The organism is Nocardia sichangensis (assembly GCF_047200615.1).
Classification (GTDB): Bacteria; Actinomycetota; Actinomycetes; order Mycobacteriales; family Mycobacteriaceae; genus Nocardia; species Nocardia sichangensis.
The window spans coordinates 230,645-245,748 of record NZ_JBJZOK010000003.1; the positions used below are offsets into that span (position 1 = coordinate 230,645).

Genomic DNA, 15,104 nt, shown 5'->3' on the forward strand with positions numbered 1-15,104 from the left:
GTGCACGATACGGAGTTGGGTGGGGCCAGCGCGTTGCCGCCGCGTTCCGTCGAGCCGGAGTCGTCCCGGATCGCACCCGAACCGTTCGCTCTGGCGCCCGCGCAGCTCGGCGTCTGGTACGCGCAGCTGCTCGACCCGGACGCGCCGATCAACGTCGCGCAGTACGTGGACGTGCACGGCGAGTTGGATGCCGTTCTGCTGCAAGAGGTCTCGGTGGAGGCGGCGCGCGAGTACGAGTCGGTGCTGGTGCGGCTGGGGGAATCCGGCGGCGTCCCGCACCAGTACGTCGACTTCAGCCTCTCGGTCGACATTCCGCTGATCGACCTGCGCGACCAGACCGACCCGGTGGCCGCGGCGCACGCCTGGATGCGCGCGGACGCGAGCGCGCCGGTCGACCTGCGCACCGACCGGCTGTTCGCGGGCGCCCTATTGCGCGTCGCCGAGCGACGGTACTTCTGGTACCTGCGGGCTCATCACATCGTGCTGGACGGCTACGGCGCGCTCACCAACACCATGCGGGTGGCCGAGCGGTACACCGCGCGGATGCTCGGCACCGAACCCGAGGCCGTGCGGCCGGGGACGCTCGCCTCGTTGACGCAGGCCGAACTCGCCTACCGGAGCAGCCCCCGGTTCGAGTCCGATCGCGCGCACTGGGCCGGGCGGGTGGCCGGGCTGGACGGCGCGACCAGCCTCGCCGGTCGCTCCGCACCCCGTGGCGCGACCAACCTGATCGCCGGGCGAGCGCTCACGCCGGAACTCGTCGAACGGATGAACGCGCTTGCCGCGAGCCAGGATTCGACGCTCGCCGTGGTGCTGCTCGCGGCGTTCGCCGCCTACCTGGCACGACTGACCGACCGGGACGAGGCGGTGCTGAGCCTGCCGGTGACCGCGCGCACCACCGCGGCGCTGCGGCGCTCGGCCGGCATGCTGTCGAACATCGTGCCGCTGCGGTTGCCGGTCGACGGCAGCTGGGGCGCGTTGCTGCGCGCCACCCGCGTCGAGGTCGCGGGGGCGCTGCGCCACCAGCGCTACCGCCACGAGGACATCCAGCGCGACACCGAGCGCGCCGCCGGTCCGGCGCGCCGCGGGCTGTTCGGTCCGCTGGCCAACATCATGCTGTTCCGCAGCGATCTCACCCTCGGCGCCACCGTGGGGCGGTACCACGTGTTGTCCACCGGTCCGGTCGAGGACCTGAGTCTCAACGTCTACTACGGCGACCGGGACCGGGTGCACGTCGACTTCGAGGCCAATCCGCACCTGTACACCGCCGACGACGTCGCCAGGCAGCACGCCCGGTTCCTCCGCTATCTGGAGCGCCTGGTCGCCACCGAGCCGGACACCGCGCTCGCCGTCGTGGACGTCGCGACCGAGCTGGAACTCGAGGTCAGCACCCGGATCTGGAACGAGACGGGTTTCGACGTGGAAGCGCAGCTGCCGGGTCGCTCCGCGGCCTTCGCTCCCGTGGCGACGCTGGTGTCGATGTTCGAGGCGCAGGCGGCCCGCACGCCGAGCGCGGTGGCGCTGCGGGCCGCCGGTGCGCCGGACCTGACCTACCGGGACCTCGCCGCGCGCGCCAATCGGCTCGCCCGCACGCTGATCGCGCTCGGCGTCGGGCCCGAAACGCTGGTGGCGCTGCGCCTGCCGCGCTCGCCGGAGCTGGTCGTCGCGATGTACGCGGTGCTCGCCGCGGGCGGCGCCTATCTGCCGCTGGATCCGGATCACCCGCCCGAGCGCACCGCGCACATCCTGGCCACGGCCCGTCCGGCCTGCGTGCTGATCGCCGGGGACGAGCGGCCGCCGGAGCTGTCCGGTCTGCCGGTGGTGCGGGTGGACCGAGCCGACGAGACGGTCGGGGCGGGGCCGATATGGGACCGGGAACGAGTCGCGGCCTTGCGGCCGGAGCATCCGGCGTATGTGATCTTCACCTCCGGATCGACCGGTCTGCCCAAGGGCGTCGCCATCACCCACCGCGCGATCGTCAACCGGTTGGTGTGGATGCAGCAGACCTACCGACTATCGGCGCAAGACGTTGTGCTGCAGAAGACTCCGGCCACGTTCGACGTGTCGGTGTGGGAATTCTTCTGGCCGCTGCAGATCGGCGCGACGCTGGTGCTCGCCCAGCCGGACGGGCACCGCGATCCCGCTTATCTGCGTCGGGTCATCGACGAATACGGAGTCACCACAGCACATTTCGTGCCTTCGATGCTCGCGGCGTTCCTCGCCGATCAGCATGTCGCGTTCCGCACGCCGCTGCGCACGGTGTTCGCCTCCGGGGAGGCGCTGCCCGCCGCGCTCGCTCAGCGGCTGCGCGCCATGACCGGCGTTCGCCTGCACAATCTGTATGGTCCGACGGAAGCAGCGGTCGACGTCACCTTTCACGAAGTCGCCGACACCGATACCCTCTCGGTGCCGATCGGCGCGCCGGTGTTCAACACCAGGCTTCATGTTCTCGACTCGCGGCTTCGGCCGGTGCCGGTCGGGGCGCCGGGTGAGCTGTATCTGTCGGGGGTACAGCTCGCCCGGGGCTATGTGGCTCGACCGGAACTGACCGCGGCGCGGTTCGTAGCCGATCCGTTCGGCGGGCCCGCACAGGCGGGGAACCGGATGTATCGCACCGGTGACCTGGTGCGATGGACCACGCACGGCGAGCTGGAGTATCTCGGCCGTACGGACTTCCAGGTGAAGCTGCGCGGTCTGCGCATCGAACTCGGCGAGATCGAGGCCGTGCTCGCCGGGGTGGACGAGGTGGCCCGCGCGGTGGTCGTGGTGCGCGACGACGCGGGGATCGGCGAGCAGTTGGTGGCCTACGTCGTGGCGGCGGTTCCCGGCGCGGTGCGTCCGGAGCGGCTGCGCGCCGTGGCGGCCGAGGCGCTGCCCGGGTACATGGTGCCCGCCGCCTACGTGGTGCTCGACACATTGCCGGTGAACGCGTCCGGAAAGTTGGATCGCGCCGCTCTACCTGCCCCGAGCAGAACTTCGACGGGCTACACCGCGCCCGCCACCCCTGTGGAACTGGCGGTCGCGCGGGTGTTCGCCGAAGTGCTCGGTAACGAGCTGGTCGGTCGCGACGACGACTTCTTCGCACTCGGCGGAAACAGTTTGGTGGCCACGCAGGTCGCCGCGCGGCTGTCCGCCGACCTGAACTGCCCGCTCGGAGTCCGCGACGTGTTCGCCGCCTGCACGGTGGCCGAACTCGCCGGGCTCGTCGAGCGGGCCGGTGGATCCGGCGGCGCGTCCTTGGTCGCGCAGCTGCGGGCACGGCCACGGCCGCCGCTGGTTCCGCTCTCTCCGGCGCAGCAGCGCATCTGGTTTCTCAACCGGTTCGAGCGCGCCGGCGCGAGCTACAACATGCCCTTCGTGGTGCGGCTGCGCGGGGCGGTGGACGTTACCGCGCTGCGGCAGGCGCTCGATGACCTGGTTCTCCGGCACGAAGTGCTGCGCACGATCTTCCCCGCGCTCCTGCCCGCCGACGGCGCGGGGCTCGCGGCACGGCAGGTCGTGTTGTCGGTGGCGCCGATCGCCGCCGCGCCGGAGGCGATCGGCGCCGCCGACCTCGACGAGCGGCTGAGCGCGTTCGCCGCCCGCGGCTTCGATCTGGAACGTGAGATCCCGATCCGGGCGCGGATCTTCGCGGTGGACGACGGCAGTCACGCCCTCGCGCTGGTCCTGCACCACGTCGCCGCCGACGGGCTGTCGCTGCGCGTGCTGGCCCGCGACGTGATGACCGCGTACGGGGCGCGCCGCGGCGGCAGCGCGCCCGCATGGGCCCCGCTGCCGATTCAGTACGCCGACTACAGCCTCTGGCAGCACGAGTTGCTGGGCTCCTCGGACGATTCGTTCGCGGCCGATCGGCTGTCGTTCTGGACCGACGCGCTGGCGGACGCGCCCGACCAGCTCGACCTGCCCGCCGACCGGCCCCGCCCTGCGGTCGCCTCCGGCCGTGGCGCGGTGTTCGGTTTCGAGTTCCCCGGCGAACTGGTCGCCCGGATGAACGAATTCGCCCGCGCGCACGGCGTTTCGACCTTCATGCTGACGCACGCCGCACTGGCCGCGCTGCTGGCGCGGCTGTCCGGCGCCGACGACATCGTGATCGGCACCCCGGTCGGAGGTCGGGGCGACCGCGCGCTCGACGACCTGATCGGCATGTTCGTCAACACCCTGGCACTGCGCACCCGGTTGGACGCCGCCGAGCCCTTCACCGCCTTGCTGGCGCGGGTCCGCGAGGACGACCTCGCCGCCTTCGGCCATGCCGAACTGCCGTTCGAGCGGGTGGTCGCGGCGCTGGATCCGCCGCGCTCGCAGGCGCGCCACCCGTTGTTCCAAGTGCTGCTCGCCTTCGACAACGCCGAGGCAATCGCTTTCGAACTGCCCGAACTGTCGGTCGCCACCAGTACCCTGGACACCGGAGTGACCAAGCTGGATCTCCAGCTCACGGTCACCGAGAACGCCGCCGGTGCCGGACTCGGGGAAGGTTCGGCACCGGCGGGGGTTCCCGCGGAATTCACCTACGCCACCGATCTCTTCGACGAAGCCACCATCGCGGGTTACGCGGGCAGGCTGATCGGCTTCTTGTGGGCGATCACCGCCGATCCCGCGATCGCGGTGCGCGATCTGCCTCTCCTGGACCGCGACGAGCGAGCGCGCGCACTCGCGGCGGCGCAGGCCGTCGCGGGCGCACAGGACCCGGCGGAGACGTTGCTCACCGCCTTCGAGGCACAGGCGCGGCGCACCCCCGACGCGGTCGCGGTGCTAGACGCCGAGCGGCGGCTGACCTACGCGGAGTTCGCGGGTGCGGTCAACCGGCTGGCGCGTCGGCTGATCGCCGCGGGGGTGGGGCCCGAGCGGTTGGTCGTGCTCGGCATGCCGCGTTCGGTCGATCTCGTGGTGGCCGCGTACGCGGTGCTGACCGCGGGCAGTGGGTACGTGCCGGTGGACCCGGACCAGCCGGCGGCCCGGATCGCGCAGGTGATCGCCGCGGCCCGCCCGGTGTGCGTCTTGACCCGATCCCGGGAGGAGGCGGGGGAATTCGCCGATCGATGCGCGCTCGCGGAGCTACCCGCAACACGGGTGCTCACGGCCGACGCCCCTGAGGTCGCCGAATACTCCGCCGCGCCGGTCGGCGACGCGCATCGTCTCGCCCCCTTGCGCGCTTCCGGTACCGCGTACGTCATCTTCACCTCCGGTTCGACCGGCCGTCCCAAAGGCGTGGCGGTGCAGCATGACGCGGCGGTCAATCAGGTCAGGTGGATCGCGGACGAATACCGGATCGACGCGAACGACGTCGTGCTGTTCAAGACCCCCGCCACCTTCGACGTGTCGGTGTGGGAGCAGTTCGCGCCGCTCACCCGGGGCGCGCGGATCGTGGTCGCCGACCACGACGGGCACCGCGATCCCCGGTATCTCGCCGCGACCATCGCCGCGCACCGGGTGACGATGACCTCCTTCGTTCCGTCCATGCTCACGGTGTTCGCCGACGCCGCCGCGCCGGGAGCGATCGCGTCCCTGCGCACCGTGCTGGTCGCGGGGGAGGCGATGACCGGTGAGGCCGCCGCCGCGTTCGCCGCTGTGAGCCCCGCGCGGCTGCACAACCTCTACGGGCCCACCGAATTCACCGTGCACGCCACGTACGCCCCGGTCGACCCGGCCGCGAGCGGTCCGGCGCCGATCGGGCGTCCGGTGCCGGGCAGCCGTGCCATGGTCCTGGACGAACGGTTGCGACCGGTTCCGGACGCCGTGGTCGGCGAGTTGTACTTGTCCGGCGTGCAACTGGCGCGCGGCTACCTCGGCCGGGCCGACCTGACCGCGGAGCGTTTCGTCGCCGACCCGTACGGGCCTGCGGGCAGCCGGATGTACCGGACCGGGGATCTGGTGCGCCGCCGCCGCGACGGCGCGCTGGAGTACCTGGGCCGCGGCGACTTCCAGGTGAAGCTGCGTGGGCAGCGGATCGAGCTCGGCGAGATCGAGGCCGCCTTGCTCGCCATGGACGACGTGCGGGCGGCGGCGGTTCGGATCGTCGCGCAGCCCTCCGGCGAGACGCTGGCCGCCTACGTGGTCGGCGCGATCGCCCCCGATCGGCTCGCCGCGGAGCTGGAGCAGCGGCTGCGCCCGGTGCTGCCCTCGTACATGGTGCCCACCGCGTACGTCCCGCTGACCGCGATGCCGCTGACTCCGTCGGGCAAGCTGGACCGCAAGGCGCTGCCCGACCCGGTGCCGGTCACGAAGACTTTCCGCGCGCCCTGCACGCCGGTGGAGCGGACCGTCGCCGACGTGTTCGGGCAGGTGCTGGGGATTGATCCGGTCGGCTCGGACGACGATTTCTTCGCGCTGGGCGGGAATTCGCTGGTCGCCACGCAGATCGCGGCCCGCCTGGCGGACGCGCTGGACACCGAGGTGCCGGTGCGGGCGCTGTTCGAGTTCCCGACCGTGTCGGCGCTGGCCGTGCACCTGTCCGGCGGCCGGGCGCGTAGACGGGCGCCGCTGGTCGCCGGGGCGCGCCCCACACTGATCCCGCTGTCCTACGCGCAGCAGCGCATGTGGTTCCTGAACCAGTTCGACGCGGCCTCGGTGGCGGACAATCTGGTCGCCGCCATCCGGTTGCGCGGCGCGCTCGATCAGACGGCGCTGGCGGACGCGGTGGTCGACGTGCTCGCCAGGCACGAGTCATTGCGCACGGTCTACCCGGCGGCGGAGGGTATTCCGTATCAACTGGTGCTCCCGGTCGAGGAGGCGCGGGTCGAGCTGGTCGCGGAATCGGTCGACGAGCGGCGGCTGACGGAACGGATTCGCGAACTGGTGGCCACGCCCTTCCGGGTCGATCGCGAGCCGCCGGTGCGCCTCGCCCTGCTGCGCCTCGGCGCGGAGCAGCACGTGCTCGTCGTCGCTTTGCATCACATCAGCGCCGATGGTTGGTCGCTGGCACCGCTCACCCGTGATCTCATGCGCGCCTACGAGGCTCGCCGTGCGGGCGGCGCACCCGACTGGACGCCACTGGCCGTCCACTACGCCGACTACGCGTTGTGGCAGCGGGAGGTCCTCGGCTGCGAGGACGACCCGGACGCGATGCTGGCCGAGCAGATCCGGTTCTGGCGGGGCGAATTGGCCGGTCTGCCGGACGTGACGACGCTGCCCGCCGATAGGCCGCGCCCGGCCGTCGCGTCGGGGCGCGGCGCGCGCCATGTCTTCACCATCGATGCCGCTACGCGGCGCCGGTTGCGCGAGATCGCGGACAGCGCGAACGCCTCGCTGTTCATGGTGCTGCACGCGGCGTTCGCCACGCTGCTGGCCGGATTGACCGGGCAGCAGGACATCGTGATCGGCACCCCGGTGGCCGGTCGCGGCGAGCGTGCGCTCGATGAGCTCGTCGGCATGTTCGTCAACACCGTCGTGCTGCGCGCCGATGTGCGGGCCGGGTTGACGTTCACCGGCCTGGTCGCGGCGGTGCGCGAGCGCGACCTGGCCGCCTTCGCCCACGCCGACGCGCCGTTCGAGCGTTTGGTCGAAGTGCTCGCGCCGGAGCGGTCGGCGGCCAGGCATCCGCTGTTCCAGGTGATGCTGGACTTGCAGAACACCGCGCGCACCGAACTCGAGTTGCCCGGCCTGACCGTTTCCGGGCTCGACATCGACACGGGAACGGCGAAATTCGATCTGCACCTGTCGGTGACGGAGGCGGCGGACGGTTCCGGTCTCGCCGCGGCCTTCGAATACGCGACCGATCTGTTCGATTCGGCTACCGTCGCGTCGTTCGCCCTGCGTTTGCGCCGGGTGCTCGACGCGGTGGCCGCCGACCCGAGGGTGCCCGTCGGCGCGATCGACCTGCTCAGCCCAGGGGAACGTGCCCGCATCCTGGGCACCTGGAATGCCACCGTGCACCCGGTGGATCCGGCCGCGACGCTCGTGTCGCTGTTCGAGGCGCAGGCGGCGCGGACGCCCGAGGCGCTCGCGGTGACCTTCGACGGTGCATCGCTCAGCTACGCCGAGTTCGCGAGCCGGGTGCACCGGCTGGCCAGGCTGCTGGTGTCCGTCGGCGTGCGGCCGGACCAGCCGGTGGCGGTGGGCATGCGGCGGTCGGTCGATCTCGTGGTGGCCCTGTACGCGGTGCTCGCGGCCGGGGGAGTCTACGTTCCGATCGATCCGGAGCATCCGGCCGGGCGGATCGCCGACATGCTGCGAACGGTGCGGCCGGTGTGCGTGCTGAGCCGCTCCGCGGACGGGCTCGACCTGTCCGGGCGGGCCACCGGGATGTGGGCGGTGCTGGACGTCGACCTGTTCGATACCGGGGACTATTCCGGCGAACCGCTGACCGACGAGGATCGTCTCGGGACGCTCGCGCCGTCGAATGCGGCGTATGTGATCTTCACGTCGGGTTCGACGGGTCGTCCGAAGGGTGTGGCGGTTTCGCATTCGGCGATCGTCAATCGCCTGGTGTGGATGCAGACGGCCTACCAGTTGACCGGCGCTGATGTGGTGTTGCAGAAGACTCCTGCGACCTTCGATGTGTCGGTGTGGGAGTTCTTCTGGCCGTTGCAGATCGGCGCGCGCCTGGTCGTGGCGAAGCCGGACGGTCATCGCGACCCGGCCTATCTCGCCGAGATCATCAGCGCCGAGAAGGTGACGGTCACGCATTTCGTGCCGTCGATGCTGGCGGTGTTCGTGGCTGATGCGGCTGCCGCGCAGTGTGATTCGCTGCGTCTGGTGTTCGCTTCGGGTGAGGCGTTGCCGCCCAAGCCTGCGCATCGGTTGCGTGAGTTGACCGGCGCGTCCCTGCACAACTTGTACGGCCCGACGGAGGCGGCGGTCGACGTCACTTTCCACGAGGTCGTGGATGCCGATATCGAGTCGGTGCCGATTGGTGCGCCGGTGTTCAACACGCAGGTGTTCGTGTTGGATGCGCGGTTGCGTCCGGTGCCGGTGGGTGTCGCGGGTGAGCTTTATCTGGCGGGCGTTCAGCTCGCGCGGGGTTATGTCGCGCGTCCGGATCTGACCAGTGATCGGTTTGTCGCCAACCCGTATGGGGAGCCGGGTGCGCGGATGTATCGCACGGGCGACTTGGTGGCGTGGACCGAACACGGTGAACTCGAATACTTGGGCCGCACCGACTTCCAGGTGAAACTGCGTGGTCTGCGTATCGAGCTGGGTGAGATCGAGTCGGCGCTAACGGGTCTGGAGGAAGTCGCTCAGGCGGTCGTGGTCCTGCGCGACGACACCGAGACCGGCGAGCGGCTCGTCGCCTACCTGGTCTCCGCGTCCGGCGCGGACCTCGACCCCGGTGCGCTCGAAGCGACGCTCACCCGGCGTCTCCCGGCGTATATGATCCCGTCGGCATACGTCGTGCTGCCCGAATTCCCGGTCAACGCCTCCGGCAAGCTGGACCGCCGAGCGCTACCGGCGCCCGCGATCGAGCCCGCGCGGTTCCGCGCGCCCGCGACGCCCGTGCAGAAACTCGTCGCCGCGGCGTTCGGCGAGCTGCTCGGCGTCGACCGGGTGGGCCTGGACGACGATTTCTTCGCCCTCGGCGGCAACTCGCTCACCGCCGCCAGGGTCGCGGCCCGGCTCGGCGCCGCGCTCGACACCCGGATTCCGGTGCGGGCGCTGTTCGACGCACCGACGGTCGCCGCGTTGGCGGCTCGCGCCGAAACGCATCGGGGCGACGGCGGTCGCGTCCCGCTGCGCCCCCGCCCGCGGCCGGAGCGCGTCCCGCTGTCCGCGGCCCAGCAGCGCGTCTGGTTCGTCAACCGCTTCCACGCCGACGAGCAGGCCGGGCCCGCCGCCGCGATCGACAACATCCCGGTCGCGCTGCGCCTCGCCGGTGAGCTCGACGTCGCGGCGATGACCACGGCGTTGGCCGACGTGGCGGCCCGGCACGAGATCCTGCGGACCGTCTACCCCGACGGCTCGGACGGGCCGGAACAACTGGTCCTGCCGCAGTCCGCGCCCGACCTTCCGGTCACGCGTGTGGCCGAAACCGAGCTGGTGGAACAGCTTCGGGAGCTGGCGGCCGCGCCTTTCGATCTGACCACGGAAACACCGCTGCGGGCAGCGCTGTTCGCGATCGACGGTGCGCCACAAGCGGAATACGCGCTCGCCCTGGTGCTGCACCACATCGCCGCGGACGGTTTCTCGCTCGGTCCGTTGGCCGAGGATCTGATGACCGCCTACTCGGCCCGCCGGGCCGGGGCAGCGCCCGCGTGGGATCCGCTGCCGGTGCAGTACGCCGACTACACGCTCTGGCAGGCCGATCTCGCCGACGCCGAGCGGCAACTCGACTACTGGCGCGGCGCCCTGGACGGCCTGCCGGAGCAACTCGAACTGCCCACCGACCGTCCCCGTCCGGCGATCTCCTCCCATCGCGGTGCGACGCACCGCTTGCGGATCGATTCCGACCTGCACAGCGAGCTGGGCGAGCTGGCGCGCAAACGCGAGACCACGCTGTTCAGCACGGTGCACGCGGCCTTGGCGGTACTGCTGGCCCGGCTGTCGGGCGGCGCGGACATCGCGATCGGCACCCCGGTCGCCGGACGCGGTGACGCGGCGCTGGACCGGCTCGTCGGCATGTTCGTGAACACGCTGGTGCTGCGCACCGCCGTCGACTCCAGAGCCAGGTTCGAGACCGTGCTGGACGCGGTGCGCGACCAGGACCTCGACGCGCTCTCGCACGCCGACGCGCCGTTCGAGCGGCTCGTCGAGATGCTCGCTCCGACCCGCGCGCGCAACCGTCATCCGCTCTTCCAGGTGGCGCTGACCTTCCAGAACTTCGCCTTGCCCGAGCTCGAGCTGCCCGATCTACGGGTGCGCGCGCAGGAGTTCGAGGCGCCGGTGGCCGAGTTCGACCTCCAGTTCACCGTGCTCGAATCGAACGACCCGGACGGGCGCGCCGACGGCATGCAGGTCGAAATCCGCTATGCCACCGATCTTTTCGACGCGCCGTCGGTCGCCGTTCTCGGCAGGCGGTTCACCCAGGTGCTCGCCGCCATCGCCGCCGATCCCACGGTGGTCGTGGGCGACATCCAGTTGCTCAGCGCCGAGGAGCAGCATCGCGCTTTGTACGAGTGGCCGGTCGGCGGCCCCGACGTCGCGGACGCCACCGGCAGTGTGGCCGAGCGTTTCGCGCGGGCCGCCGCGCTGGACCCGGCCGCCGTCGCGGTGCGCGACGGGGCACGGTCGCTGGCCTATGCCGAACTCGACGACTGGTCCAACCGGCTGGCGCGGCGGCTGATCGCCGCGGGCGTCGGGCCGGAAACACTGGTGGCCGTCGCGCTGCCCCGCTCGGCGGAACTGGTGGTCGCCCTGCTCGCGGTGCTCAAAGCGGGCGGCGGATACCTGCCGATCGATCCGGCCTACCCGGACGACCGGATCGAATACGTCCTGGACGATGCCCGGCCGATCTGCGCGATCGCGGGGGCCGCCACCGAGTTGCCGCGCGGCTGGTTCGGCGGACCGGTGATCGACGTCGCCGCACCGAACCTCGTCGAGTTCGGCGGCGAGCCGGTCACCGATGTGGATCGGCGCGCCCCGCTGCGCTCCGGTCACGTTGCCTACGTCATCTACACCTCCGGTTCCACCGGCAGGCCCAAAGGCGTCGTGGTGCCGCATCGCAACGTGCTGCGGCTGCTGGACAACACGCGGCGGCGCTTCGGCTTCGGCTCGGCGGACGTGTGGACCCTGTTCCACTCCTACGCCTTCGACTTCTCGGTCTGGGAAATGTGGGGACCGCTGCTGTCCGGCGCGACGGTGGTGGTGGTCGACTACTACACCTCGCGCTCGCCGCGGCAGTTCCGTGAGCTGCTGATCGCCGAGCGGGTCACCGTGCTCAACCAGACCCCGTCGGCGTTCTATCAGCTCGTCGCCGCCGATCTGGCCGAGCCGGAACCCGCCGCGTTCGCGTTGCGGGTCGTCGTCTTCGGCGGCGAGGCGCTGGAGCCGCAGCGCCTCGGTGGTTGGTTCGCCCGCTACCCGGACGCGCCGCGCCTGGTGAACATGTACGGCATCACCGAGACCACGGTGCACGTGTCCTATCGGGAGATCGACGGGCACACCGGCTCGACCGGCGTGATCGGCGCGGGGTTGCCCGGACTGACCGTCCGCCTGCTCGACGACCGGTTGCGGCCGGTCCCGGTCGGCGTGCCCGGCGAGATCTACGTCTCCGGCGGCCAATTGGCGCGCGGCTACTTGCACCGTCCCGCCCTGACCGCGGGCCGCTTCGTCGCGGACCCGTACGCGGGCGACGGAGCGCTCACCTACCGCTCCGGCGATCTGGCCCGCTGGACCGCCGACGGCGAGCTGGAGTATCTCGGGCGCGCGGACCAGCAGGTGAACCTGCGCGGCTTCCGCGTCGAGCTCGGTGAGATCGAGGCCGCGCTGCTCGAGGCGTCCGAAGCGGTCCGGGAAGTGGCCGTGGTGGTGCGCACCGATCTGGTGGACGAACCGCGCATCGTCGCGTACGCGGTCGTCGCGGACGACTCCGTCGACAGCGCCGCGCTACGACAAGCCCTGGTGTATCGCCTGCCCGAGCACATGGTGCCCGCCGCGATCGTCCCGCTGCCGCGCATCCCGTTGACGGTCAACGGGAAGCTGGACCGCGCCGCGCTGCCCGCGCCACGGTTCGAATCGACCACCTACCGGGCGCCGTCCACGCCGAGCGAACGGGTCGTGGCGGAGGTGTTCGCCGAAGTGCTGGGCGCGGAGCGCGCCGTCGGCGCCGACGACGATTTCTTCGCGCTCGGCGGCAGCTCCCTGTTGGCCGCGAAAGCGGTCAGCAGGATCGGCGCGGCGCTGGGCCGGACGGTCGGTGTGCGCGCGCTGTTCGAAGCTCCCAGGGTCGCGGACCTCGCGGCGGCGGCGAGCGCGGTGGCCATGGGAGGCGCCCTGCCCGCGCTGGTGGCGGCGCCGCGCCCGGAGCGGGTCCCGCTCTCGCCCGCGCAGCAGCGCATGTGGTTCCTCAATCGGTTCGACCGGTCCTCCACCGCCTACAACATCCCGGTGGCCCTGCGGCTGTCCGGTCGGCTGGACGTGCCCGCGTTGCGCGCCGCGCTCGGTGACGTGGTCGCCCGGCACGAGGCGCTGCGCACTCGCTATCCGGAGATCGACGGCGAACCGGTGCAACTCGTCGAACCCGCCACCGTTCCGGCGCTGCGGCCGATCGATGTCCCGGAAGACGAACTACCGCAGCGGGTCAGGGAACTGGCGGAGACGACCTTCGACGTCACCGCCGAGATTCCGGTGCGGATGCGATTGTTCCGCGTGGTCGGCACGGGCGCGCGGCCGGAGTTCGTGCTCGCCGCGGTGCTGCACCACATCGCCGCCGACGGCTCGTCCATCGCGCCGTTCGTGCGGGACCTGATGGTCGCCTACACCGCGCGCCGTGGTGGCGCTGCGCCGGACTGGACACCGCTGACCGTGCAGTACGCCGATTACGCACTGTGGCAACGCGATTTGCTCGGCGCCGAGGACGACGCCGAATCGGTGGCGGCCCGCGAGATCCGTTTCTGGAACCGGACACTCGCCGGACTGCCGGATCAGCTGGCGCTGCCGACCGACCGCCCCCGCCCCGCGAGGCAGACCCTGCGCGGGGACAAGGTTCCGCTCACGATCGGCGCGCGGCTGCACGCGGATCTGGCCGCCCTCGGCCGACGGCATGGCGCGACGCTGTTCATGGTGGTGCACACCGCGTTCGCCGTGCTGCTCGCGCGGTGGTCGGGCGCAGGAGACATCGCGATCGGCACGCCGGTGGCCGGACGCGGCGCCGCCGAACTGGACGACGTCATCGGGATGTTCGTCAACACTCTCGTCCTGCGCGTCGGTGTCGACGGCGGCGAATCGTTCGCCGGACTGCTGGCCCGGGCGCGGGCCGCCGACTTGGCGGCGCTGGAACACGCGACCGTGCCGTTCGAACGTCTGGTGGAAGTGCTCAACCCGGTGCGCTCCACCGCACGCCACCCGCTGTTCCAGGTCGGCTACTCGTTCCAGAACCATGAGCGCGGACAGCTGCGGCTGCCCGAACTCGAGATTCGCGAATACGAGTTCGACAACGGCGTAGCGCAATTCGACCTGCACCTGTTCGCGGTGGACGCCTACGACGCCGAGGGCGCGCCCGACGGCATCGAGCTGTCCCTCGGCTACGCCACCGATCTGTTCGAGCGCGCGACCGCGTTCCGGTTCGCCGCCCAACTGCGCCGGGTGCTGGAAACGATCGCGGCGCGGCCGGATCTGCCGGTGGGTGACATCGAGCTGCTCGGGACCGACCGATCGCAGGTGCTCGCCGAATGGAACCGGACCCGGCGGCCGGTCCCGCGGGCCACGCTGGCGGATCTGATCGACGCGCAGACCGCGCGCAGCCCAGGCGCGGTCGCGCTGGTGGACGCGGCGACCGGCGAAGAGCTGCGCTACGCCGAGTTCGACGGGCGGGTGAACCGGTTGGCGCGCAGGCTCATCGCGTCCGGTGTCGGACCGGAGTCGACGGTCGTGCTGGCGATGCGCCGCTCGCTCGAACTGGTCGTCGCGATGTACGCCGTGGTGCGGGCGGGCGGCGCGTATGTGCCCATCGATCCGGACCATCCGGCCGAGCGGATCGCCCACATCGTGGCCACCGCGGCGCCGGCCGTGGTCCTGACCACCTCGCGCGACGGGTTCCCGTTCGAAACCGACTGCGTTGTCATGGAAATCGATCGGCTCGACGTCGCCGGGCTCGCCGCGACGCCGATCACCGACGCGGACCGGATCGGTCCGCTGCGTCCCGAGCATCCGGCGTACGTCGTCTTCACCTCCGGCTCCACGGGCGTGCCCAAAGGCGTGACGGTTCCGCACGCCGCGATCGTCAATCAACTCGTCTGGCTGGCGGACAGATACGGCCTCGGCGCGAACGATCGCGTGCTGCTGAAGACGCCCGCGACCTTCGATCTGTCGGTGTGGGAGTTCTGGTCCGCGCTGGTCACCGGCGGGTCGCTGATCGTCACCGCGCCCGGCGCCGAACGTGACCCGGACCTGCTGCGCGCGCTGCTGCGCCGCCACGGCGTCACCGTGCTGCACGCGGTGCCCGCCCTGATCGGCATGCTGCTGGCGGCCGAGCCGGGTGGCGCGCTGCCGGAAACGCTGCGCCACGTGCTGGCCAT

General features: G+C 71.4%; 1 protein-coding gene (cut by a window edge). It reads left to right on the plus strand.

What is annotated here, in order from left to right; all coding sequences use genetic code 11:
• Positions 1–15,104, plus strand: partial view of a non-ribosomal peptide synthase/polyketide synthase gene (locus ACL03I_RS05830; RefSeq protein ID WP_412805289.1) — the 5' portion only. 2,686 nt of this gene lie beyond the right edge of the window; the window shows 15,104 of its 17,790 coding nt (coding positions 1–15,104); it begins with the start codon at positions 1–3; its stop codon lies beyond the right edge, outside the window.